Origin of the sequence: Spirosoma endbachense (assembly GCF_010233585.1) — a bacterium.
GTDB classification, from domain to species: domain Bacteria; phylum Bacteroidota; class Bacteroidia; order Cytophagales; family Spirosomataceae; genus Spirosoma; species Spirosoma endbachense.
Window position 1 is genome coordinate 510376 of sequence record NZ_CP045997.1, and the last position, 24806, is coordinate 535181.

Here is a 24806-nt window from a genome sequence, read left to right on the forward strand (position 1 = left end):
AGCTAGTACATCCCCTTGTCAAATGTCCCTATATTGATAGGATTTGGCTCCATTTTAACAAGCGGCACACCTACATTTACGCTAGAAATGTAGGTGGTTATTCTGGGTTTACCCCTACCTCCACAGAGCCAATCCAACCGTGTTCTTTCTCTCTGAAGAATGAAAAGTTTGCCAATAAATTAGTCAAGTCCTCCTGCGAATCCACTACTCCCTACTCCATGAAATTGACTTTATACAGACAAATTATCGTACTGATTGGCTGCCTGATTGGGCTTTTCGCGTCCCCATTAGTCGTTGCCCAGTCGGTTACCCCGCCCGTTCTACCGTTCTGTGGTACGCCAAGCTTAACCCCTGCACAGTCCCTGTCGCTTGGGCAACTGGCAAGACTGGCCCTGCAACGCAAGCGGGCATCGGGTGCTGCCCCAACCGCCATTACATACGTCTCCATCCGTCCCCACATCGTTCGCCGGAGCGACGGTAGCGCCGATTTCAATCTAACCCGACTCAATCAGGTAATGGCCGTTACCAATAGCTATTACCTGCTCAATGGGTTTGGCATCCAGTTTTACTTCGCTGGTACAACGCCTGATTACATCGATGATGACGATTTATACAACGTTTTTCCGTTCCCTGAAGGAAATACGGTCGATGGTCGTGATGCGACCGATGCGCTGAACCAATATTATGTTACCCATTTTACGAACCCCGGTGTGGGTGGATTTGCCCGTTTTCCTTTAGACGACATCGTTACGACCCGTTCATTTATCGGAACAAATGGAGGAGATTTTGATTTAGGCAATCGCCTGATTCCTCACGAATTAGGGCATACGTTTAGTGTGCTTCATACCTTTGGGTATTCCAATGGAGAGTATCCGACTGACGAGTTGGTGACACGAGGAGCTGGAGCCAACTGCACGACGGCGGGGGATGAAATCTGCGATACGCCCGCCGATCCCTATCACATTGCCGGAGCCTATGTGACGGACGCAAATGGCTGCCCGCAATATAGCCCTGGCAGTACGGCCCGCGATGCCAATGGGGATCTTTACGCCCCCTCGATCACCAACATTATGTCGTATTATTTTCCGTGTACGCACGATTTTACACCGGGCCAGTACGACAGGATGCAGGCTGGTCTTGCCCTCCGACAGACTCATACGAGCTATTCCCTTTCTCATCCTCCAACGAATGTCGTGTCCCCGAGTAATGTCGCGGTCTCGCTTAATGGTATTGCTATTACGATAACCTGGCAGGACAACGCCACGAATGAAATGGGTTATTTTGTCGAGCGTTCGACAACGTCGGCCACCGAGGGTTTTGTGCCCATTGGCGGGGTAGGGCCTGATGAAACCACATTTGTGGATTATGATACCCGGCTTCGGACGCACTATTATTATCGCATTCGCCCGTCCAACAGCACAACCGGTAGTTTGAGCCCAACCGCCGATATAGCAACTCCCCGGACCACTGACCCGGTTACCGGGCTGACAACGACGAACATTATGGCCAATACTGCAAAATTAAACTGGAACAGCCTTGGCGACAATGTAACCTACGATGTGCAATGGCGGGCGATCGGTAGTACTGGCTGGAACGAACAAGTGCGTCTACCACAAACCTCAGTTACTATTTCTTCATTAAGCGGATATACTTCGGTTGAGTGGCGGGTGAAAGCGTCGGATCAAGACACCTACTCGGGGCCAGTTACCTTCACCACCCTTTGCCAAACGCCAGTTACGTATTCGTTTGGCGTCATTCCGGCCCGTGTTTCGGCGGCTATGTCCTGGAATACCTTTTCACCTGCCTCTATCCTGCAGTGGAGGGCTGTCGGCTCCGCTACCTGGAATACCAGTAGTACTATAACCAACACATCCTCCTACACGCTGACGGGCCTGACGTCAGATACACAATATGAATGGCGGGTGCAGGGCGTTTGCTCCGCAACGGCTACGTCAGAATTTACGGACCCGCTGACCTTTACGACCTATGCCTGTGTTTCTCCTCTATATCCGAGCGCTACGCCAAGAGCCGAATCCGCGAATTTATCGTGGTTTATGCCCTATTTCGAATCGGGACGGACGTATGCCGTTCGCTATCGACCGGTCGGTACTGCCAACTGGGCGACGGTCAGCAGCCTAACCACCACGACCTGTTCACTGACTGGTTTGGCCAATAATACAACCTACGAATGGCAGGTCAAAAGCGTTTGTTCAGTCACTGACGAGTCGGCGTATAGCCTGTTAACGACTTTTAGTACCTATTGTCCGGCGGTTCCCATCGGGCTCTCCAGTATGCCGACGGCAACCGCGGTTACGCTTGGCTGGGTAAATGCCAATGCCCTGGAGTCGGGTAGTACTGTTGAGTTGCAATACCGGTCTGTTGGTAATCCAACCTGGAATCTGCTCACTGAAACGGCAAGATATGGGTATTCCTCCCGGCAACTGACTGGTCTGATGCCTACTACAGCATATGAATGGCGAGTGCGAATAGCCTGCTCGGCAACAGCCCAGTCTGATTTTACCGCAACGTTGACGTTTACGACTGGTTGCTACGCACCTTCTTCCAATTACCTCTCAACTGATCTGATTTCATCATCGTCAGCACGGTTAAACTGGTATAATCCAGCTGACCCCGGTACGAAGTACGACCTTCGCTATCGGGCGGTTGGTGAGGCAAACTGGGTTACCATCAGCAACGTGAGCAGTGCCACTACAGGAGGGAATTATTCCATTAGCGGATTAACCAATCAGACAACCTATGAATGGCAGATCAGAACCGTGTGCTCGCCAACAGGAAGTTCAACGTTTTCGACTGGCCCCAACTTCTCTACCCTTTGTAAATCAGCCGATTATCTGTCACAGACGCCCCTGGTTACATCGGCTTTTTTGTCCTGGGGGCAGGCGGGTGTCGATGTGACCTATGAGGTATTTTACCGGCTGGCGGGTACGGCTACCTGGACAACGGTGAGTAATCTGACCAGCACTAATACGGTCATTTCCGGGCTGACCGGAAACACCAGCTATGAGTGGCAGGTCAGAAGTCAGTGTACCAACGGAATCAATGCAGCCCCATCGGGCACCAATACCTTTTCTACATACGCCTGTAGTACACCCTACAGCTTAAACGTCACGAATCTGACCATGACGTCGGCCCGTTTGAACTGGAGCTTTGCCAATGCCGACGCAGGAACACGGTATGAAGGTCGTTATCGAGTGGTCGGTGCAACCGACTGGATCACCCTATCAAATCTAAGCAGCGATCAGGGGCAGGGTTATTTCGATCTATCGGGCCTGGCCATTGATACGCAATACGAGTGGCAGATCCAAACGCGTTGTTCAGCCACCGAAAGTTCAGCGTTTACTTCCTCCAATACATTCAAAACACTTCCTGTCTGTACCAGTATGTACACCGTTAAAACCGGTTTATGGAGTGATCCGAGTGTCTGGTCCTGTGGTCGACTTCCCCTCAGTACGGATCCGGTTCAGATTAAGCACCTGGTAACGATGCCCAGCAATTATTTGGGTACAGTCCTGCGCATTACCTATGATGCGGGCCAGAAACTACAATTTAATTTCGGTAGCCGGATAAAAATGGGCGAGTAATTCTGGAAAAGAGCATCCTATAGAGTGGAAAGATAAACACCCAAATGGCCGATCCTGACCTGACATACCGTAAAGCAAACGCAACTGATATTCCGAACATCGTTCGGGTAACGCTGAAAGCCTATCACGATTATAAAGCTGTTTTGACGCCCATCAACTGGGCCCGGATGGAGGCTAATTTATCGAATGAGAACTTATACACGGAGTTGCTGGGTAAAGCGACAACATTTGTCTGTGAGGCAAACCGCCGGTTGGTGGGCGTGATATTTTTGCTTCCAACCGGTAATCCGACTCCTATTTTTCCCGCAGACTGGAGTTATATCCGTTTGTTGGGCGTTGATCCTGATTTTCGGGGGTTGCGGATTGGCAGAAAACTCACGGAACTTTGTATTCATCACGCTAAAGCAACGGGTGAGATTGGGGTAGCACTGCACACCAGCGAATTCATGAATGCCGCCCGGACAATGTATGAAGAGCTGGGTTTCAGGCAGGCGAAAGAATTACCGCCCATGTTCGACAAACGATACTGGCTTTATAAGCTAAGTTTTCAACCTATCGACTCCTACAATCAAGATAAGTAAGGTCCCAAGCAAAGAAACAATCCAACGAGCGGCTTCTATACGCAGTCTGCTGGTTCCTCAACGCTTTTCTTGATGAGTAAGACAGTCGTTCTCCAGTAAAACTCCAGATGTTTTTGAATTGACTCAGTCGGAAAATTTTCGATAGTAAGCGTCAATAGCGTCTGCTTATCGATGGGGGTTAACGTAAACTCAAGGATTGAATAGTTTTCAGGCTTGTCTGGGAGTCGGGACACTGAGCTTAAATGACTGTACCTTAGCTTTCTTTCAGTATCATACTGAAGGACAATTCCTTTCGTTTCAAATTTTACGTGATGAAAACCACGAATGAAAATTGGAGAGTTGATTTTCCACTCAGTATCGATTTCTATTTTCGTTTCAGGCTCCCCTAACCATGTAGCCATTAATTCAGGCTTTGTTAAAGCAGCCCACACGCCAGCAGGTTCAGAATTTATTGTAATAGCTGTTGAAAATTTATCCATCATGTACTGGTTTACGTGCCTGCCAGTAGCGGTTTCATGTAAAGAAAATAACCAGGAGTGACAAGCAGCAGGACTTTAATGAAATAAATTAGTGAACTACAATTCAAGAATACTCAATGCTACTTTTCTGGCAGCCTATCGGTGTAGTCGAGTCAGTTGCATGTCTAATGTGTCATGACCGAGAATTCCCTGGAGCCGCATCGCTTCAGCGGTACGATTACTAAGGGTGGCCCGTAATGTATCAGACGAATAGAAGGCCACTTGCAGTTTGTTTTGCAGGCTATCGAACTCATAGCTGCCCAGTAAACTTTCACTGAATTCGAATCGGTACGGATTTGGACTAAAGGCGCAGCCTTCAAATCCCGCAAAATAGACTCGACTCCAGGCCTTCCGATCCGTTAACCATGCCGCAGCTGGTTGGACCTGACCGTTACGGATCAGGTTTTCCACTGCCCAGGTGCCTTTTAGCGTCTGGTCTTCGGGATGCATGACTAGTAATGCTTTAATAGAAATAAAGGCAACGGCAATAGGTAGCAGGCGTAGGCTGTGCTTGGTCCAACTTCGCCCTAAGACAATAGCAGGAAGATGATCGACTACAGTCCAGAGAATAAGTTTGAGTCTTTTTCTGTGCAGCAGCAGCAGAAACACCAGAGATATTAAATAAATGACCGAATTAAAAAAAGCTCCTATCGTTATTTTGTAGAATAGATTAATCAGAACGATGTTGACCATCACCGGTAAAAGGATCATCGCTCCCAGTAGGGTTGTCCGGCGATAAAGCAGTAGGAGGGACCCGCCTATCTGACAAAGGGCAATAATCACTGCCAACGGATACGAGTACCCAAAATAATACCAGGTCAGGCCCATCCCATCAACCGAACTCAAGGGCATATCCAGTCGGTACTCAGCGGTTTGAAACTGCGTTTTTAATAGTTTGGCAAAGCCATAACTGGAGATTGATAAAGCCAGCCAGTAGCGAATAATACCTTGTAGCCAGGCATGATATAAATCGCTGTGCACCGTTTTGGCCTGCTCGCATCGATGCCATACCCAAACGTAGATCAGGCTTCTGAGTAAGGCCAAACCGACCGTGCCAATTAACATAAACTCAATATAATGGCCGTATTTCCCGAAAAATGAGAATGGCAGAAACTCCAGGGGAATCAAGAGAAGATTGAGCAAAGCAGTAGCCGCCAACGCACATTCACAAAATTTAAAAAACCAGGATGTAGGACTGTCCGGAACTGCTTGTGTCATAGGTTGATTCTGGATCGATACGGAAAGAGGGTTGGGTTAGCTTAGCTTAAAGGTAGTTCTTTTGTCAGGGGTGATTTATTTCGAATGAGTAATTGGAAAAATAACAATCTCCTGGCCTGCCAATGTGTTCATTTTCTATGTATTTCAGCATAATACCTGGCCAGTAATTTTCTGGAAAAATACTGGATAAGGCTCTTTCACAACTCAATTTTCTTGAGATAGCTTAAGATATGGGAGCAAAAAGTAAAGAGTTTAAGCCAGTCTACCGCTCAAGCTATTTGCTCTCAGGCTAAAATTCCTGTCGTCGCCTAAAAATAGTCTCAATTGTCGGTTCTAAACGGCTAATGCCTATCTTTAAGTGACAGTTTTCAGTCAACTTATTGTGAAAAAAGCCATGGACGCAAAAGACTATGATTTCGAAGAAAAATGGAAGCAGTTCGAAGAATCGGGGAGAGAATTTTCCGGAGCCGTTGGCGCTGTGGCAGGAACATTGATCGGGATTTCCGTATTAGGGCTGAGCGCCCCTGTCATGTACTTTACCCGGAGAGCCGCGGGTAAAGCAGCGACGGAAGCCCTACGGGAAACCGGAGCAAAGGTTTTGGAAAAGACCAAATGGATGAGTGAGTTTGGCCGGTTTACTGGGAAAAAGTTCGGCCCCAAAATTTTAGGAACCGTCCTGTTTGGAGTAACCGGCTTGCTTTCCAGTGAGGAATAAGAGCTCGTTTAGCTGGTGTATAGGTATAAATTCAGCAGGATAGGCAGGTTTCAACCTCCTGTTAAATAACGTTAAGGAAAAGGGCAACCTTTTTATTACTTCCCTGAACGACTCACCTTTGTGGGCACTTAAAAGGGAATTATGAGGTGCTTTCGTCTACTTTCACGTATTACGTTGATATTCAGCTTAACGGCCTGTAATCGGTTACGTAATGATCCTCCGATAAGCTATACCCATCAGCTTCCCGGACAGATCGCCGATGGTTGGCCAGTTGCTTCGCTCCAAAGTCAGCAGTTGGACCCCAGGCCGATTGAAGAGTTAACGGATCAAATTCTGACGGAACAATACCGGAATATCCACAGCCTGCTGATTGTCAGATACGGGAAACTGGTCTATGAAAATTACTTCAATGGCTACACCCAATCCATTCCCGAAAACATTTACTCGGCAACGAAAAGTATCACCTCGGCATTGGTTGGTATTGCAGTCGACAAACACCTGATCAAGAGCATCGATGATAAGGTAGTCGATTATTTTCCGCAATACACCGATTTGCCGAACCTCACTGCCACCAAAAAGCAAATGACCATCCGGGATTTGCTAACGATGAGTTCGGGCCTGGAGTGTGCCGATGACGACCCGCAATCACCGGGCAACGAAGCAACGATGTACCAGTCGCCGGATTGGATTCGCTATACGCTTAGCCTGCCGATGAAAGCGAATCCCGGAACCATGAGCAACTATTGCACCGGGGGCGTTGCGGTGTTGGGGGGTATTCTTCAACAGGCGACGGGGAAAACCGTTGATGAATTTGCGAAGGCGTATTTATGGAATCCGCTGGGTATTGGGCCGATTCGCTGGGATCGCATGCCGACCGGTCAGGTTAACACCAGTGGGCGGATGTTTATTCGGCCGCGCGACATGGCGAAACCTGGACAGTTATTTCTGGATAAAGGGAAATGGCAGGACCAGCAGGTACTTTCTGCCAATTGGGTGGACGAATCGACGCGAAAACAGGTCGTTTTGCGTGATCAGGAGTACGGTTATTTGTGGTGGCGAAGGCAATTCGTCATGGATGATAAAACCTATCCCGCTTATTATGCGTCGGGCAACGGTGGTCATTTTATTGTCGTTATTCCGAGCGTGAATATAGTGATTGTTTCTACGGCGGGGAATTTGAATTCTGGACACACGGCGCAGGTATTTGGTATGATCCGGTTTGGTATTCTTCCCGCTTTGTTATGACTAAGTACGTAGTGCACGCCCTACTAGTTTCTCTATTGAGGATGTTGGCTAACCCGGTTCTGGGTCAGCAGCGAACACAATTCTGGGGACTTACAGCCGGAGTTTCTCCCTCACAAATCAAGGATCAGTTCCATTCGGATTACACCTACAGGGGAATTGGATTGGGCCTGCAAGCCTACTATGGGCAGAACCGATTGAAAACGCAATGGCATCTCCCCAGTCCATTGTTTCCCGAAAAGCGTCAACCCAGCTTATGGCGTTGAGCTTCGATTACCAATGGCGGTTGTTACCGGTTAGCCGCCTGGACAATCGGGTTCAGTATTTTGCAGGCCCTGGGGTTCGCCTGTTTAACAATACGACGAATTATTCGCCGGACATGGAGGGTTCGACGATTGTGTATACTGCGGTTGCCTCATTGGGTGTATCGGCGAAGGCAACCTATCCGCTGAGCGCCAGGCAGCGCATTCAGGGACAGGCATTTGCAGCGATCGTTAGTGCAGTTTATCGCCCGGATTATCCCTATTTTGGCCGGGATCAAATCGCAGCCAGCTGGTTGGGGAAGAGTCCGTTCCTGGACGCACGGGTAACGTATTCGTATCAATTCCATAAACGATACCAGGCTGTTGATTACTATGAACTGACTTATTTCCAATACGATCAACCCCGTCCGGTGACTGGGTTACGCCAACGTGTTGGAATAGGCATTCAGCGGACGTTTTAAGGGATTAATTAACTTCCGATTTGTTGGTCTTCAGGACAATCGGGTAGGTGGCTTCGCCGGGCAACACAGCGAAAAGGGAAAAGGAATACAAATTCCCGGCAAATAACAGAATGGTAAGCTCCGGAAATGAGTCAAGCCATGAGGCAGGGCAGGAGCGAGCGTATGACTGGATTCCTGAATTTAACTAAAAATAGCCCCTATTAGTGTATAATTAGGGGCTATTTCTAGATTATCAGAGTAGCGGGGAGCAGGATCGAACTGCCGACCTTAGGGTTATGAATCCTACGCTCTAACCATCTGAGCTACCCCGCCGGATTTGATTTCACAAAAGTAAGCAAAAAATGGGCTGACGCAAAAAAGTGCGTTGACTTTCGCAAAAAAAATCGTTTACCTTTGCTCAGACCGGGTTGCAGAGAATATTCGTTACTGTTCTAAAGAGCTGACGTTCCGGTCTGTAATCCCTGGTCCTTTTCCTAAATAAGTAGACATGGAGAAATTAAAATTTGTTGCCGAATACGAACTCCGGGCATCCCCAAAAATGCTGTTTCCTTACATTAGCACGGCTTCGGGCTTATCACAATGGTTTGCCAATAAAGTAAATACGATGCCGGAACAACGATTCGATTTTCAATGGGACAATGAGAGTCACATCGCGCGGCAGGTTTCGATGCGACAGAATAAAGGCGTTCGTTTTGAGTTTTTAGATACAGCCGAAAACGGATCGGATAACAATTATGTCGATTTTCGGGTCGATCAATCCGAACTTACCCAGTCTACATTTCTACGGATAACCGATTATTCCTCAACAACCGACGAAGACGAACTCCAGGATCTTTGGGATGGTTTAATGGATAAGCTCAGAGAAATTGTTGGTAGTTAATAGTTGTTAATGAATAATGAGAAAGGAACCGTACAGCAGGAACTGAGCGTATACTAGAGAAGCCAGTGAACCATTACCTGCCTGTTTCGGGTACAATCATTAGACATTAGAATGAAGAAAATAGATAAATTAGTACTCAATTCGTTCTGGGGGCCGTTTTTTCTTACACTGGGTGTCGTCATTTTTATCTTCCTGATGCGGCTCCTGATGTTCTACATCGACGATTTCGTTTCGAAAGACCTTGATTTAGCAACATTCGGCCGTCTTCTTTTTTACTTTTCCCTGCTAACGATTCCAACCGCGCTCCCGCTGGCTGTATTGCTCTCTTCGCTGATGACGTTCGGTAATCTTGGCGAATTTTTTGAGCTGACAGCCATGAAAAGTGCGGGCATTTCGCTCACCCGTGCCATGCGCCCGCTGCTCGTGGTTGCCGTTGGCATAAGCTCCTTTTCATTCTGGTTCAACAATAGTGTATCGCCCTGGGCTAATCTTAAAGGATATAGCCTGCTGTATGACATTAAAACGGCCAAAGCAACCCTGAGTCTAAAAGAAGGCATTTTTTATAATGACCTGCCCGGCTACAGTATTAAAGTAGATCAAAAGGTCAAAACCGATAAGGAAAGTACCACCGGTGATTTACTAAAAGGACTGGTTATTTACAAGCATCCGACAAATGGCCTTGAAACTGGTAATCGGGAGATCATTCTGGCTGATTCGGGGCGGATGTATACCGATAAGGATCGGACATACCTCGTTTTTCAACTTTTCAATGGCAATGATTATCAGGAGTATTCGGGAAATGGGACGGTCAGTTACGCCAGCAATGGCACACCCGTGAAAGGAGCCGAGTTTGTTCGGAATGGGTTTAAAGACTATAGGCTCGTCATCAGCCTGGAATCGTTCGGAATTAAACGCACGGACGAAAATCAGTTCGAGTACCATGAGTACATGAAAGACCTGAAGCAACTCTCGGACCTGACCGACTCGCTACGAAAAGATTATAGAAATACGAGCCTGAGTGTTGCCAATACATCGCGACAGTATTACAACTATCAATTTAAAACCAACGTCACCACAAAGCCTGCCGTTGTGGTGAAAGACGGTAAATGGATCGATTCATTACTGAAAAAACAGAATCTTGCTCAGCCCGACCTTGCTCAGGCGGCTTATAGCCAGGCGCAGAATATCCTGTCGTATGCCACTTCGAATGTGAACTTCCTGACGGAGAAAGAAAAAAATGTCTGGAAATATCAACTGGAGAGCAATCATAAATTTACCCAGGCCATTTCCGTTTTTGTCATGTTCCTGATCGGCGCATCAATGGGGGCTATTATAAAAAAAGGGGGCTTTGGCTTACCGGTTCTGGTATCGATCGTCTTCTTCATATTTCTTTATGTATTGACACTCACGGGCGATAAATACGCCAAAGATGGCCTGATCTGGGTGCCACTTGGTGCCTGGATGGCTAACCTGGTGCTATTTCCGGTGGGGCTGTTCCTGATGCAGCGCGCCCGCCATGACTCACGTCTGTTCGATGGCGACGTGTATCGTATCGCCTGGGAGCGGGTAAAGCAGAAATGGGCAGCCTACCGGCTACAGGTTCAGGAAGCTCGCCTTAAGTCGTCAAACAACGGGTAATTTCACGGCTCTAAACTTTTCAGGGGCTGCTTACTGGAAGCTGTCCGTTTTTTTACTATCTTTGCACCCAAATTCAAATTTTGTTATTTTATTTAGCTGTCTGAAGATGTATCTAACGACCGAAAAAAAACAGGAGATCTTCTCCACCTCGGGTCACGCCAAAAGTGCTGGTGACACCGGGTCGGCCGAATCCCAGATCGCGCTGTTCACGTACCGGATCAGTCATTTGACCGAGCACCTGAAAGTTCACAAGCACGATTACGGCACCCAATTAGGTCTTTTAAAATTAGTCGGTAAGCGTCGGCGTCTGCTGAACTACCTGCAACAAAAAGACATCACACGATACCGGGCTATTCTGGCCGCGCTGGGTCTGAGAAAATAATCGGACCATGCACTAAAAAGGGAATCTGCTGAACAGTAGATTCCCTCATTTTTGTGGTTTCTTTAGTGAATTAGTGATTGCTGTCGTGAAAGCGGTTAAGGAAAGAGTTTAATAATGAGGTTAAAGTACAGAGCGGGATTATCTCGGTCTGACATAGCGGTAAAGCTGTAAGAGGGCGTATCCAAAATCTGTTGTATGTTTCAAATCACCACGCAATCCGTTGCGCTGCCCGACGGGCGGGAAATTACCATCGAAACCGGCAAACTGGCCAGACAGGCCGACGGAGCGGTGGTTGTGCGACTGGGCGACACCATGCTGTTAGCCACGGTCGTATCGAGTAAAGAAGCGAAAGAAGGCGTTGATTTCTTACCCCTGTCGGTTGATTACCAGGAAAAATTTGCATCGGCTGGCCGAATTCCTGGCAGCTTTCAACGGCGGGAAGGTCGTTTGGGCGATCACGAAATTCTGATTAGCCGTCTGGTTGACCGCGCGCTGCGGCCGATTTTTCCGGACAATTACCACGCCGATACCCAGGTAATAATCACGTTGATTTCTGCTGATCCGGACGTTCAGCCCGATGCCTTAGCCGCACTGGCTGCATCGTCGGCACTGGCGGTATCCGATATTCCGTTCAACGGACCCATTTCTGAAGTTCGGGTTGCGAAAATTGATGGTCAGTATAAAATCAACCCCAAAACGGCAGAGCTTGACCGGGCTACGCTCGATCTGATTGTCGCTGCGACCGAAAAAGACATTTGCATGGTGGAAGGCGAAATGAGTGAATGCTCGGAAGCCGAAGTCGTGGAAGCACTTAAAGTTGCCCATGATGCCATCAAAGTGCAGTGTCAGGCGCAAAAAGAATTAGAAGCCAAGGTTGGTAAAACCCAAAAGCGCGAATACAATCACGAAACGCACGACGAAGCACTTCGTGCTGCTGTTCGTGCGTATTGCTACGATAAAGTATACGAAGTGGCTAGCCGGCAGAATCCCAGCAAAAAAGGGCGTTCTGAGGGCTTTAAAGCCGTGCTTCAGGAATACCTGGCTACATTCCCCGAAGGTTCGGAAGTGAATGTAAGCCTGATAAAAACGTATTTCCACGATCTGGAGTGGGAGGCATCCCGCCGACTGGTTCTCGACGAGCGCGTTCGGTTAGACGGCCGTAAACTCGATGAGATCCGTGCCATTTCTGCCGAAGCGGGTTATCTGCCAGGTCCTCACGGATCGGCCTTATTTACCCGTGGAGAAACCCAGTCGCTGACGACCGTAACGCTTGGTACGAAAGTTGATGAACAAATTGTTGATCAGGCGATGTACCAGGGGTACAGCAAATTCCTGTTGCACTATAACTTTCCCGGTTTCTCGACTGGTGAAGTAAAACCCAACCGGGGCGCTGGTCGTCGGGAAATCGGTCATGGTAATCTGGCCCACCGTTCGTTGAAGAAAGTATTGCCACCTGAATCCGAAAATCCCTACACCATTCGGATTGTATCGGATATTCTCGAATCGAATGGTTCGTCGTCGATGGCAACCGTATGTGCCGGTACAATGGCGCTGATGGATGCAGGTATCAAAATCAAGGCACCGGTAGCCGGTATTGCCATGGGGCTGATTTCGGACGGCGATAAATATGCCGTATTGTCCGACATCCTCGGCGACGAGGATCACCTGGGCGATATGGATTTCAAAGTGACCGGCACGACTAAAGGGATCGTTGCCTGCCAGATGGACCTGAAAGTAGACGGGTTGTCGTACGAGGTACTCGCGCAGGCTCTGGAGCAGGCTCGTCTTGGACGGCTTCACATTCTTGGCGAAATGGCTAAGGGTATTGCCGACGTCCGGTCAGATCTGAAATCACACGCTCCCCGGGCTATCGTTATCAAGATTGACACCAACCAGATCGGCGCCGTTATCGGACCCGGTGGTAAAGTTGTTCAGGATATTCAGAAAGATTCGGGCGCCGTTGTTAATATCGACGAGCACGACAACGCGGGTTGGGTAAGCATTTTTGCTACCAACAAAGAAAGTATGGACCGGGCCGTTTCACGCGTGAAAGGGATTGTGGCCGTACCTGAAGTGGGTGAAGTGTACGTAGGTAAGGTGAAAACCATCCAGCCATTCGGTGCGTTTGTCGAGTTTATGCCTGGAAAGGATGGACTTTTGCACATTTCCGAGATCAAGTGGGAACGTCTTGAAACCATGGACGGTGTCCTGCAAGTAGGTGAAGAGGTGACGGTAAAATTGATTGACGTGGATAAAAAGACAGGAAAGTATCGTTTATCGCGTAAAGTTCTTCTGCCGAAACCGGAGAACAAAAATGCGTAAGAGATTGTTACTTTTTCGTGTAATGCAACGTCAAAAGTTAGCGTTATATAGCCACCCGAATCGGGGCAACGTATCATGAGACAGCTAAAAATTTCAAAACAGATTACCAACCGCGAGAGCCAGTCGTTAGACAAGTACTTGCAGGAGATTGGTAAAGTAGACCTGCTTACGCCCGATGAGGAAGTAACGCTGGCCCAAAAAATCCGGGAAGGTGATCAACTGTCACTGGAACGGCTGACCAAGGCTAACTTACGTTTCGTCGTGTCTGTAGCAAAACAATATCAGAATCAGGGGCTTTCGTTAGGTGATTTGATCAACGAAGGGAACCTGGGTCTGATTAAAGCCGCCCAGCGTTTTGATGAAACACGGGGGTTTAAATTCATTTCCTACGCCGTTTGGTGGATTCGCCAATCGATCCTGCAAGCGTTGGCCGAGCAATCGCGTATTGTGCGTCTACCACTGAACCGGGTTGGTTCGCTGAACAAGATTTCGAAGACGTTTTCTGACCTGGAGCAAAAATTTGAGCGGGAGCCATCACCAGAAGAACTGGCCGCCGTGCTTGAAATCTCCGCTGCTGAAGTGGTCGATACGTTAAAGATTTCTGGCCGCCACGTGTCGATGGATGCTCCGTTTGTGCAGGGTGAAGAAAACAGCCTGCTCGACGTACTCGAAAACGATGGTGAAGACAAACCCGACTCGGGTCTGATCAACGATTCACTACGTAAGGAAGTACAACGGGCTTTGTCGACGCTGACGCAGCGTGAAGCCGATGTGATTACCCTCTACTTCGGTCTGAATGGCGAACACGCCATGACACTCGAAGAAATTGGTGAGAAGTTTAATCTGACCCGTGAACGGGTTCGTCAGATAAAAGAAAAAGCCATCCGCCGTCTGCGCCACACCTCCCGGTCGAAGGCGCTGAAGACGTACCTTGGCTAAGCTTCCTGTTTGTGTGTGATGTAAGGCTCCTGCGAAAGCGGGAGCCTTTGTCATGTTCAGGGAAATCGAATGGTGGTCTAGCTATGAAGTAAACGTTGGTATTTGCCAGCGATGGCTACTCAGTCTTTACCTTTAGATTACTACTTAATTGTCTTAAGATAAAAGAATACTACGTTAAACCGTATAGGGCCTGTAATCTTCAAACTCCCATTTACCTATTCTGGCAAGTTTGTTAGCTAAAGCGTCCCAAGTGTCTTCCTCAAGCGATGTGACATACTTTGCCACAAAGTCAAGGATGTTGTTGAAATCATACTGTTGAACAATAAGGAGGTGTCGGCCAAAAATAACTTCTCCAGGTGGGAATTTATTTTGGAAGTAAGCAAGATTACATACTAAGACATCAAAGCATTCTCCACCTAGAGCATCTTTGGGGCCGATCACGAATCGAAGAGGAAAGTCGAAGCCATTGATAGCATCCGGCTTATAATCGAACAAATCGTCAACATCAGTACTGTAGCATTCCTTTATTACTGCTTTCATAAATGTATGTTTAAGGGACTATATCTAAGTGCCCATTATGGTTCCAGTTACCATCTGGAATGTCTCTTCTCTCAATAATAGCCTGAACCGTATGTGAAGGAAAGATGACTGATTCCCGTGACTTATATGCCGATTTGTTGAAAAGTAAAGATGATCTAATACAATTACTTAAAGAGGAAAATGCCCAGCTAAAGGCCAACTATGCATCTGTGGAGAAGAAGCCGGACTGAACATTGAGTTATAAAAACAAAAAAGACCGCCCTTGATCGAGCGGTCTTTTTTTTGGACTCGTGTCTATCTAATTCTTGTATATCCAGGTTTCCGTACCGGCCACTTGACCAACAGCTGCCATACTGGCAACGGCTTCTTCGCGTAGTGCGGAGCCAGCAGCGGCCACTTTGTACAGCTGCCCTTTTTGATTTGGGGCGATCACGTAGGCGTCGGTATAGCCCGCTTTCTTTAATTGACGTCTCAGACGGAGCGCGTTTCGTTTACTGGAAAAACTACCCGCTATAACCGTGAAGTAAGGGCCTGTACGCACCGGTTTTGTGGCAACCGCTGTACTAACAACCGTCTCTGGCTGGCTAATCGGTGCCACGCTGGGTTCCTTGACAACAACCGGAGCAGGCGTAGAAACAGGTTGAACAGGGGTTGCAACGGGAGTAGCTTCTGTAACGGCCGGGGCGGTTGACACTGCTTTGGCCTGATGAACAACGACTGGTTTCGCTGTTTCTTTTACCGCTGCAGAACGATTGACGAACGAAGCCGGAAGCCGAAACAGGTTTGCCGGATCCAGACTACTTTGCAGCGATTGACCGGGCTTAATCACGGACGAATAACTAAACAGGCCCAATGAACCGATCAGCAAAGCCGCTGCCGCAATTCGCCAGTAGGAGCGGGCAGGGCGAAGCGGCTCTATAACCGTATCCTCATCCCGAACCAGAACAGGCCCAATTGCCGTAATGGGCACGGCGTCAATGGCAGGTTCGAGTAGCGACTGGCTCGTCACTAATTGTGCCGAAATAGCACTCATGCCATAGGCTTCACCGAAAAAATTATGCCGTAAACTGGGGTCAAACTGAAGCCGGCCTTCGTCGTTTTGCGTAAACGTACCGACACCTTCCAGTTCGAAACGACCCGTTTGATCGACCTGTTTCCGAAGTTCAGCAACGAACGAACTGATGTGCCGCTGAGCGCCTTCGCGGGTCAGGGGCTCATGCAGCATAATATAATTGGCAAGAATCCCATCGTCTAACCGCAAAGCCTCGTTAAAGGCAACGCGTTTGCGGGGCGGCAGGTATAAACCACTGGTTTCCGTAAAGGATGCCGGTTGGTAATGGGTCAGAAAGGCCCCCAACTCTGGTACAACTACACAGTCGTACTGGTACAGCAACTTTTTGAGATAGTCATTGACGGAAGCCATAGTCTGTTCGTCGATGGAGGTTAGAATGAATAACTAATTCCTCCGAGAAAGTTAAGGCCTTGCGACTGATAATACAAATAGCGTTCGTAATTCTGGTTAAAGATATTATTTAACGAGACAAAGGCAGATACCTGTTTCCCTAGGAAATAGTCAATTTTAATGTTGGCGTCGTAGATCGGTTTTAGGGTATAGACCTTGTTTGACGTAAAGTTTTTGTTTTTGATGCCCTCATAAAAATACAAATCCGCCGTGATGAATAATTTTTTATTCAGAATGTACGAGTTGGTCCACGTACCCGCAAATCGGGGGCGGCCCCAGGCTTCTTCAAGCCGGTCTAAACCGTAGCGGAAGAAGTCTCCTTTGAGCGTCGAGCGGAATTTGTCCTTCTGGGCATAGGCAAGCTGGCCAGAGATGGTCAGCACCCGCGAAATGCCGCCATCGTACAGGACAAAAAACTTGGTCGAATCCGGGAACGTATTGTTAAAGGTTGAAAAATCCCGGTAACTGGCGTAGGAAACTTTTCCTTCATACGAAAAACCGCCACCAAGAGCTCCTTTTGAACCACCGTAGATATCCAGGGACTTAACAGTGTTAACTAAAAGTACTTGTGGAGCTAACCACTTGTTTTCGCTTAATAATGAGCGCAATGTGTTCCGGTTGATATCACCGTCAACACCCGCAAAGAAGTGGATGTTGGCCACCGGTACCACGTCGATATCGACCACCGGGAAAGCCCTTGTATTATTGATGCCCTGCCGTTGATCCGTTTGATTGACTGCATTGAGTCCCGCTGTTATGGTAAACAGGGACGACGTGTATTTGAAAGTTGGCTTTACCCGGAACAGATTCCGGTTGTCGACGATCGAGCCATCGGAGCGCTGGGTTACGTAGGCGTCGGCGGCCACGAGTGCAAACACATTGTCAGTAATGCCCAGTGAGCCGTTGAAATTCGTACCCCAATCCGTTTCGGAAGCATTGAACCGATCGCGAAGGGAGGTAATACCCGTACGCAGCGAGTAATCGATGGCGTTTTCCGTATTGGCATTTTCGATGCCCAGCCGGACGTTTACGGTATTCAGGCGCTGTTTGATCAGGTCCGGATTGAACGCCGATGAGTTCGCATACTCGCGGCTGTAGCCATAAAAATTATAGGCATTCCGGTCGAACCCTACATCGGCTTGTAGTTTGAAGGCGTCGGTCAGGTATTTACCCGTTACCTTAACCTTGGTATCGCTTTGGGACGAATTCTTGCCATCGACGGGGCCTAGGCCCGACGAGAGATGCCTGACCGATCCTTCCAGCGACAGATTCGACAGGTTGTTGATCCCGACGAAGCCTTCGCCCAGGAACGAACTGTAGTTACCGGCGCCAACCTTTACATAGTTACTAAAGGCGGGTGTTTCGTCGGGCTGGGTCATGGCCGGGGCCAGAACACCCGGCGTAATGCGCGGATCGCCAACGGTCAGTTTCCGGTCTTCGAATTCATAGGTCAGTTTCCGTTGTTCGGCCGGTGCTTTAACGGATGGAATTTTGTTGAACAGCCGATTGGCAGGCGGAAGCTCGATCTTCCGGCTTTTTTCGACCGTAATTTCCTGATTATCGACCTCACCTTCTTTAACCGGCCGGGTTGGCTTCGGCTGCTGCGCCAACAACGTAGCCGACAGCGAAAGAAAGGAAAGGGTGAGTAGGGGACGATATGTCATAGTGAAGCGTGAGAAAGTAGCGAAGAACAACGCATCAAAAGTGAAACCTAAGTAGTCATGGGGTACATACTGGTCCTCGTTCCTGATGCGTCATTCGTCACTCTTCATTAATTTTTGTTCTCCAGGCTCGCCAGCTTTTGTTTGGCTTCGGCGATAATGGTTTCGTCGGATGAATTTTCGATGATTGAGTTCAAAACGGCTTTGGCCTGGGCTATTTCGTCCTGGGCGACATTATTGTCGGATACCAGCATGAAGGCTTTCCCTTTCCAATACTCAAATTCGCTGAATTGCTCGTTGAATTTTAAGAGCGTAGCGACCGACTCTTTGTATTTTTTCTGCCGATAGAGAATATCACCGAGATAGTACTGGGCTTCCGCTCCATTTACGTCTTTCGCCAGGGCAATGGTCTTATCGAAATCAGCCTGAGCCGTTTTATAGTCGCCTTTCCCGAATGCTACCTTACCCAGCATTAACTGCGCCCGGTTCTGTGCCCCGGCAACTACATTTCCGGCGGCCAAAACCTCGCGGGCAATGGCCGCGGCTGAATCGGGTTTCGGCATGGCAAAGTAGGTATCCATCATTCCCAGCTGGGCGGCAACCTGCTCCGCTTTACTGCCTGCTCTGGTTAAGATGACCTGATAATTCCGGATGGCACGTGGGTAGTTTTTCTGTTTGCTTTCCAGCTCAGCAGCTCGTGTGGCCGATCGTACCAGAAACTCCGATTTATTATCCGCAATAACCAGGTTATAATACCGTAGCGCATTGGCAATATCATCGGTCTGGCGATAGGATTCGGCCAGGTAGTAGCGGGCTTCGTTGGTATTCGGACTGGCCGGATACTCCTGCATGAAGGTCAGCAGCGATTGAATAGCCTGCTGATATTTCTGGTTCGAGTAAATGTCTTTCGCATTCTCAAACTGCACCCGCTCCACATCCGTGCTGGCCGGATTCGACTTTTTATACTGCCCCAGAACCTGCGAAAACTCTTCGGGTCGACCGGCGTCGTTCAGGGTATTCTGGATACCGAGCAGGGCACTTTGCGCCTGATCCGATTCGCCAAAATCAGTCAGAATGCGTTTGTAATCGGCAACAGCGGGATCGTACTGCTGAATGTTTCCATAGGCAATCGCCCGTTTGAGCAGGGCTGCCGGAACGAGCTTGCTATTTGGTTTGCTGTCGATCAGCTTCGAAAAGCCGCGGATGGCCACCTGATAGGCTCCTTTCTCGAAATCGACATTCGCCGTTTGAAACAACGATTCGTCGACAAAGCGTGAGTTCGGGTACTGCCGCTGCACCTGGTCGAACTGCGCCTTTGCTTCCGCATCCCGACCAACATAACTCAGAATGACAGCCTTCTGGTAGGATGCGTAATCTTTGTCCGGTGCGTTCTGGGCAATGGCCTGATCGTAAAAACGCATGGCATTTTCGTACTGTTTGGTGGCGAAATACGAATCCGCCAGCCGAATCGTAGCGTCCTGCACCTGCGCCGATAGGTCGGACCGTGAATCTCCGGAACTACTGCCCCGGCTCACAAAATCGCGGAAATAGGTCTGGGCGCGGGTATAATCTTTTTTGTTGTAATACGCATAGCCGAGTCCGTATAAACTTCGGCTCCCATAGTCGCCCGCATTTTTCGAGATGCTGGCGTAGAGCGGAATCGCCGTATCGTATTGCTTTCCGGCGGAGTAGGCTTCTGCTTTCCAGAACTGAGCGGCCTGCTGAAGCTCGTTGTCGATCGGAAACTTCAACGATTTATCGAGATTGGCAACGGCCTGCGGGTATCGTTCCGCGTTAAAATCACTGACACCCTGGCTATAGGTCAGCCGCTGGTAAGTAGCATTGATCTTGGGCGTCTTCCGTTTTAATCCCTCAATGTAGGCAATGGCCGCGGGATAATTATTGGAGGCAAAGTAGGCTTCACCGACCAGCTCATTGGCTTCATTCTCGAATTTACTATCGGGATACTGTTTCAGAAAAGCCGTAAGTTCTTTCACCGCATCGGCCCCATTGTTCTGATCCAGTTGCAGTTTCGCGTGATTGAACCGGGCCTCTTCCTGGATTTCGCGGTTAAACGAGAGCCGACCCGCCTGATCGAACGCGTTTAGCGAAAAAGTTGGATTCTGCGTCTGCAGATAGCTAACCCCGAGCGTATAAGCCGCATATTGTGCTGTAGTATCTTTACCACCCGCCAGCGATTTCAGCTGCGTGATCGCGTCGTTGTAGGCACCCGTGCGAAAGAGCGACTGGCCATAGCGGAACTTCACGGCCCCTGGTGTTTTAGCGCCGGCAGCACTGATGTACTGTTTATAGTACGGAATCGCTTTGGCAAACTGGTTTTGCTGGTAATACACCTCAGCGGTAAACAGGGCCACTTCACTCAGCCCGGCGCCGTTATTTCGCCGGAGCAGGGGTTCGGTATAAGCGAGCAGGTCGTCGTATCGGCGCTGGCGATAGAGCGCATGGGCAATCCAGTTCGGAACCTGATCCTTGTAGATCGGGTTCGATTCGACCCGCCGAAAGTCGGCAACAGCTTCGTTGAAATTTTTATTCCGGAAATTAATGACACCGGCATAGTAGGATGCGGCTGGCGCATCGGTCGAACTGGGATCCAGTTTAACCGCGTTGAGCAGGGGCAACGCCCGCTGCAAATCCTGCGTATTGTAGTAGGAGAGGGCCAGCTGATATTTATAGGCCGTATTGGCCCCGCCCTGTTCAACGGCCTTTTCCAGAAATGTAATCGCTTTGGCATAATCCTGGCGCGTATAGTAGTACGAGCCCAGATCGCCATACAACTGGCCGGCTTTGGGGTGCTCGCTGTGGTTTTTGACAAACCGGTCCACCAATACCTCCGCACCGGGCTCGTCGATATACAGACTGGTCAGGGCGATGTAATATTCGGCCTCCACTGCGTTCTGATCGCTGGTGTTGAGCAGCGTTCGGGTGCCATTACCGCGTCGGGGTTCCAGGTATTGCCGGAATTCGTAGCGGGCAGCGGCATAATTGTTTTTCTCGAACAGTTCCAGACCATTTCGGTAGTGATAGTCGGGTTCGGAGTAACTCTGGGTTCGCTGGGCCTGGGCCGACAGCACGGTAAGCAACCCAAGAATCAGGGAAAACGACAGCCAGTCCGGTAAAAATCGGAGCGTTTGGCATTGACCCAGTTGGGTGATTGAATAGGGCATAAACGAAATGAACGGTTGTGAATGCTTGGAATGCGTCGTAGCTTCGCCGATAAATTGGCAAATATCACGTCAAATCTGGACAAAAAACGAAGGTATTCCTGTTTCCGTATGAAAAAAAACGCCCGGCTCCTGTATTTACTTACTGTCTGGACATTTTTTGTTGTTTTTCCGTCAACGGCCGCCCCCCGATTCGTTGATGACGAAAACCCACCCACTGCGTCGCCATCCATCACCTATGTGCTGTCCATGCCGGAACCGCAGACGCACTATTTTGAGGTGGAGTTGCAGTTGAAAAATAGTGCAACTGCCACCAACGCGAAGAAAAACGGCTATGTCGACATTAAAATGCCCGTCTGGACACCAGGGTCGTATCTGATTCGGGAATATGCTAAAAATGTAGAGGCTTTTACGGCCACCAGCACCGGAACGGATAAAATCGTACCGAGCGAAAAAATTCGCAAGAATGCCTGGCGTGTCTATTCGACGGAGGATAACCTCACGATCCGCTATCGGGTTTATGCCAATGAGCTGACCGTTCGGACGAGTTTCATCGATATCGATCATGGGTACGTAACCCCCGCCAGTATGTTTATGTACCACGATGCGTTGAAAAACCTGCCGCATCGCGTCATTGTTCAGCCCTATAAAGACTGGAAAGTCGTTACCACGGCCCTGGAGCCCGTTTCGAGTCCGACGGCCCGATATGCCGGCTTTACCTACGAAGCACCGGATTTTGACCTGCTGGTCGATTCGCCCATTGAGATCGGAAACCAGCGTACGTTTGGGTTTACGGCCTCAAATGTGCCGCATACGGTAGCCATGTTCGGGGATGTGTATTTCGATGAACAACGGCTGGCGGCCGATTACAAGCGGGTTTGCGAAGCGGCCGCTTCGGTCGTTGGGGAGCATCCCTGCAAACAGTATACGTTCATCGTTCACCATATTCCGCAGGGTGGCGGAGGATTGGAGCACCTGAACTCGACCACGCTCGAAACCTATCGGACGGCCTATTCGACCGAAACGAATTATAAAAACTTTCTGACACTGGTTGCCCACGAATATTTTCATCTCTGGAACGTAAAGCGCATCCGTCCGGTGGCACTAGGGCCGTTCGATTACGAGAATGAGAACTACACGCACATGCTCTGGTTGTCGGAGGGTTGCACGTCCTTCTACGAGGACAACATCCTGCGCCGGGCCGGGTTTCACACACCGGAGGCTTACCTGACCATTGTGTCCAACGACATCGGAACCATCGAGAATCAACCGGGGGTTCGCGTGCAGTCGGCGGCTGAATCAAGCTGGGATGCCTGGATAAAAGGGTATCGCCCGAACGAAAATTCGGCCAATACCACCATCTCGTACTACAGTAAAGGGAGCGTATTGGGAACACTGTTGAACCTCTCGATTCTGGCGGGCACGAATGGCGAGCGGAGCATGGATGATCTGATGCGGTATCTCTATACGGAATACTACAAGAAACAGAAGCGTGGCTTTACGGACGAGGAGTTTCGAAAGGCCGCCGAGCAGGTGGCAGGCCGTAAACTCGATGATTTCTTTACCATTGCGGTAAATAGCGCCGAGCCCATCAACTACAACGCCTATTTTGAACCGGTTGGTCTTCAATTAGCGAATGTCGCCAGCAAAACGCAGGATGGGTTCCTGGGCGCAGCAACGAGCCCGGCCAATGGAAAAGCAACCGTAACCAGCGTTCGGCGTGGATCAGCCGCGTATACCGACGGGCTGAATGTAGGCGATGAGATCATTTCCGTGGATGGCCTTCGGGTTGGTGATGATCTGTTGCGGTTTGTCAGTGGTCGGCGCGTGGGTGATGTGCTCAAGGTGCTCGTCAACCGGTCGGGCATTCTTCGGGAATTAAGCATCACGCTGACCCAGAATCCGTTGGCCAGCTACCGACTCCAGCCACTGGCCAGTCAAACACCTGCTCAGAAAGCGCTGTATAACAAATGGTTGTTTATAAAGTAGCGCTGAATTGCTGAACCAGCTAAAAAAGGCCAGACAAAGTGTCTGGCCTTTTTTAGCTATAAATCTTTACCCTGTCCTACCTTTGTCATCGTATCGAACACGAATCAATGCCTCCACCGTTACGCTTTGAACTCACGACACCCGTTCAGGATGACCGGCCGGTTTATCTATCCGGAAACTTCTGTGATTGGTATCCCGATATCGACGCGTTCCGGATGTGGCCGATGGAATCGGGTGGATATGCGCTCGATTTTCCGACGGGAGTACCCTTGCCCGAGGTGCTGGAGTATAAATACACGCGGGGTGGCTGGGATCAGGCCGAACTGGATATGGCAGGCGATGTTCCGCCGAATCGCATCAGCCGCCGAAAAACCGGAACCCGACGCGATTATGTGCCCCACTGGCGGTGGTTTGGTCGCTCCTTCAATCCGGACTTTCTGCCGAAACTTGGCCTGCTGGCTCCGGATTTTACGATCCCGCAATTGGGAACGACGCGCCGGGTTCGTGTTTTAGTCCCCCATGACTACGATCAGTCGGACAAACGGTACCCCGTGCTTTATCTCAATGACGGCCAGAATCTGATTGGGGCCGGGTCGGAATATGGTAGCTGGGAAATTGACCGTCGGCTGGCCGTGCTGGCATCCCGACACCACCACGAGCTGATCGTGGTCGCCATCGATCACGGGGGCGTAAACCGGGTTCGTGAGTTTACCCCTGAGATGACAATGGCAGGAACCGGTGACGGTCGGAACTATCTGGACTTTCTGGTGCGAACGTTGAAACCGTACATCGACTCGATATTTCGTTCGCTGCCGGATGCTGTCAACACCGGAATCGGTGGCAGTTCGCTCGGGGGACTGATCAGCCTGTATGGTGGGCTATTGCATCCCGCAACGTTCGGACGGCTGCTGGTTTTTTCGCCATCGCTCTGGATTTCTAAAAACGTTTTGTCAGAGGCTGCCCGGTTCCGGGTTGAGGAACCGACAAAAGTATACGCTTTTGGTGGCGCAAAGGAGTCGAAATTCATGGTTCAAAGCCTGAAACAGCTAATTGACGCGCTGGACCATTCGCCCGGCCGGAACCGCATCGAAACGCAACTGCTTATTGATCCGAAAGGGCAGCATAGTGAATCATACTGGGGACATGAGTTTCCGAAAGCCGTGGAATGGCTGTTTTACGGAACGATTCCCTAAGGGAGAAAAAGAAGGATA

The 24806-nt window shown here is 49.4% G+C and carries 19 protein-coding genes and 1 tRNA gene; 13 read left to right on the top strand and 7 right to left on the bottom strand.

Features of this window, described 5'->3' with window-relative positions; genetic code table 11:
- Window positions 1-218 precede the first annotated feature (218 nt).
- Both GJR95_RS01965 and GJR95_RS01970 read left to right on the top strand, forming a co-directional pair.
- Complete coding sequence (locus tag GJR95_RS01965; protein ID WP_162384282.1) at window positions 219-3602, top strand: fibronectin type III domain-containing protein; 3384 nt, start codon at window positions 219-221, stop codon at window positions 3600-3602.
- Between the two features lie 44 nt (window positions 3603-3646).
- On the top strand, window positions 3647-4183 hold the full coding sequence (locus GJR95_RS01970) for a GNAT family N-acetyltransferase (RefSeq protein ID WP_162384283.1): 537 nt from the start codon (window positions 3647-3649) through the stop codon (window positions 4181-4183).
- A 35-nt stretch (window positions 4184-4218) separates the two neighbouring features.
- Here the strand turns inward: GJR95_RS01970 and GJR95_RS01975 are convergent, their stop codons facing one another.
- Together GJR95_RS01975 and GJR95_RS01980 are read right to left on the bottom strand one after the other, a co-directional pair.
- Window positions 4219-4665, bottom strand: coding sequence for an SRPBCC family protein (locus tag GJR95_RS01975; protein WP_162384284.1), 447 nt, complete (start codon window positions 4663-4665; stop codon window positions 4219-4221).
- A 132-nt stretch (window positions 4666-4797) separates the two neighbouring features.
- Window positions 4798-5919, bottom strand: a complete 1122-nt coding sequence (locus tag GJR95_RS01980; RefSeq protein ID WP_162384285.1) for a hypothetical protein — start codon at window positions 5917-5919, stop codon at window positions 4798-4800.
- Between the two features lie 394 nt (window positions 5920-6313).
- Here GJR95_RS01980 and GJR95_RS01985 point away from each other — a divergent pair, with 394 nt between their 5' ends.
- From GJR95_RS01985 to GJR95_RS02000, 4 genes are all read left to right on the top strand, one after another.
- Window positions 6314-6634 (top strand): hypothetical protein, encoded by a 321-nt coding sequence (locus GJR95_RS01985; protein ID WP_162384286.1) that lies wholly within the window; start codon window positions 6314-6316, stop codon window positions 6632-6634.
- A 174-nt stretch (window positions 6635-6808) separates the two neighbouring features.
- Entirely contained in the window at window positions 6809-7879 is a 1071-nt protein-coding gene (locus GJR95_RS01990) for a serine hydrolase domain-containing protein (protein ID WP_162384287.1), read from the top strand.
- On the top strand, window positions 7876-8142 hold the full coding sequence (locus tag GJR95_RS01995) for a hypothetical protein (protein WP_162384288.1): 267 nt from the start codon (window positions 7876-7878) through the stop codon (window positions 8140-8142). Before GJR95_RS01990 ends, GJR95_RS01995 begins: the two co-directional genes overlap by 4 nt.
- Window positions 8085-8600: a hypothetical protein gene (locus tag GJR95_RS02000; RefSeq protein WP_162384289.1), complete on the top strand. Its 516-nt coding sequence runs from the start codon at window positions 8085-8087 to the stop codon at window positions 8598-8600. Before GJR95_RS01995 ends, GJR95_RS02000 begins: the two co-directional genes overlap by 58 nt.
- A 238-nt stretch (window positions 8601-8838) precedes the next feature.
- Here GJR95_RS02000 and GJR95_RS02005 read toward each other — a convergent pair.
- Window positions 8839-8912 (bottom strand) — tRNA-Met (locus GJR95_RS02005).
- A 175-nt stretch (window positions 8913-9087) separates the two neighbouring features.
- On the opposite strand from GJR95_RS02005, the gene GJR95_RS02010 reads away from it, so the two are divergent.
- From GJR95_RS02010 to GJR95_RS02030, 5 genes are all read left to right on the top strand, one after another.
- A complete protein-coding gene (locus GJR95_RS02010; RefSeq protein ID WP_162384290.1) occupies window positions 9088-9480 on the top strand; it encodes an START-like domain-containing protein in 393 nt (130 codons plus the stop codon).
- A gap of 111 nt (window positions 9481-9591) precedes the next feature.
- The gene (locus tag GJR95_RS02015) at window positions 9592-11118 is read left to right on the top strand and encodes an LptF/LptG family permease (RefSeq protein ID WP_162384291.1); all 1527 of its coding nucleotides are present in this window, start codon (window positions 9592-9594) and stop codon (window positions 11116-11118) included.
- A gap of 106 nt (window positions 11119-11224) precedes the next feature.
- Window positions 11225-11500 carry a 30S ribosomal protein S15 gene (gene rpsO, locus GJR95_RS02020; RefSeq protein ID WP_162384292.1) on the top strand — a complete coding sequence of 92 codons (276 nt, stop codon included), beginning with the start codon at window positions 11225-11227 and terminating at the stop codon, window positions 11498-11500.
- A 195-nt stretch (window positions 11501-11695) separates the two neighbouring features.
- On the top strand, window positions 11696-13822 hold the full coding sequence (pnp, locus tag GJR95_RS02025; protein WP_162384293.1) for a polyribonucleotide nucleotidyltransferase: 2127 nt from the start codon (window positions 11696-11698) through the stop codon (window positions 13820-13822).
- A gap of 75 nt (window positions 13823-13897) precedes the next feature.
- On the top strand, window positions 13898-14761 hold the full coding sequence (locus GJR95_RS02030) for a sigma-70 family RNA polymerase sigma factor (protein ID WP_009282104.1): 864 nt from the start codon (window positions 13898-13900) through the stop codon (window positions 14759-14761).
- Between the two features lie 174 nt (window positions 14762-14935).
- On the opposite strand, the gene GJR95_RS02035 is transcribed toward GJR95_RS02030, so the two are convergent.
- The 4 genes from GJR95_RS02035 to GJR95_RS02050 form a co-directional block, all read right to left on the bottom strand.
- Window positions 14936-15301 carry an Imm8 family immunity protein gene (locus tag GJR95_RS02035; protein ID WP_162384294.1) on the bottom strand — a complete coding sequence of 122 codons (366 nt, stop codon included), beginning with the start codon at window positions 15299-15301 and terminating at the stop codon, window positions 14936-14938.
- A gap of 298 nt (window positions 15302-15599) precedes the next feature.
- On the bottom strand, window positions 15600-16724 hold the full coding sequence (locus GJR95_RS02040; protein ID WP_162384295.1) for an HU domain-containing protein: 1125 nt from the start codon (window positions 16722-16724) through the stop codon (window positions 15600-15602).
- A gap of 20 nt (window positions 16725-16744) precedes the next feature.
- Window positions 16745-18427, bottom strand: coding sequence for a TonB-dependent receptor (locus tag GJR95_RS02045; RefSeq protein ID WP_162384296.1), 1683 nt, complete (start codon window positions 18425-18427; stop codon window positions 16745-16747).
- Window positions 18428-18534: 107 nt separating this feature from the next.
- Window positions 18535-21609 carry a tetratricopeptide repeat protein gene (locus tag GJR95_RS02050; RefSeq protein ID WP_162384297.1) on the bottom strand — a complete coding sequence of 1025 codons (3075 nt, stop codon included), beginning with the start codon at window positions 21607-21609 and terminating at the stop codon, window positions 18535-18537.
- A gap of 108 nt (window positions 21610-21717) precedes the next feature.
- Here GJR95_RS02050 and GJR95_RS02055 point away from each other — a divergent pair, with 108 nt between their 5' ends.
- A complete protein-coding gene (locus GJR95_RS02055; RefSeq protein ID WP_162384298.1) occupies window positions 21718-23595 on the top strand; it encodes a M61 family metallopeptidase in 1878 nt (625 codons plus the stop codon).
- 107 nt (window positions 23596-23702) lie between these two features.
- Complete coding sequence (locus tag GJR95_RS02060; RefSeq protein WP_162384299.1) at window positions 23703-24788, top strand: alpha/beta hydrolase; 1086 nt, start codon at window positions 23703-23705, stop codon at window positions 24786-24788.
- The last annotated feature ends 18 nt before the right edge of the window (window positions 24789-24806 follow it).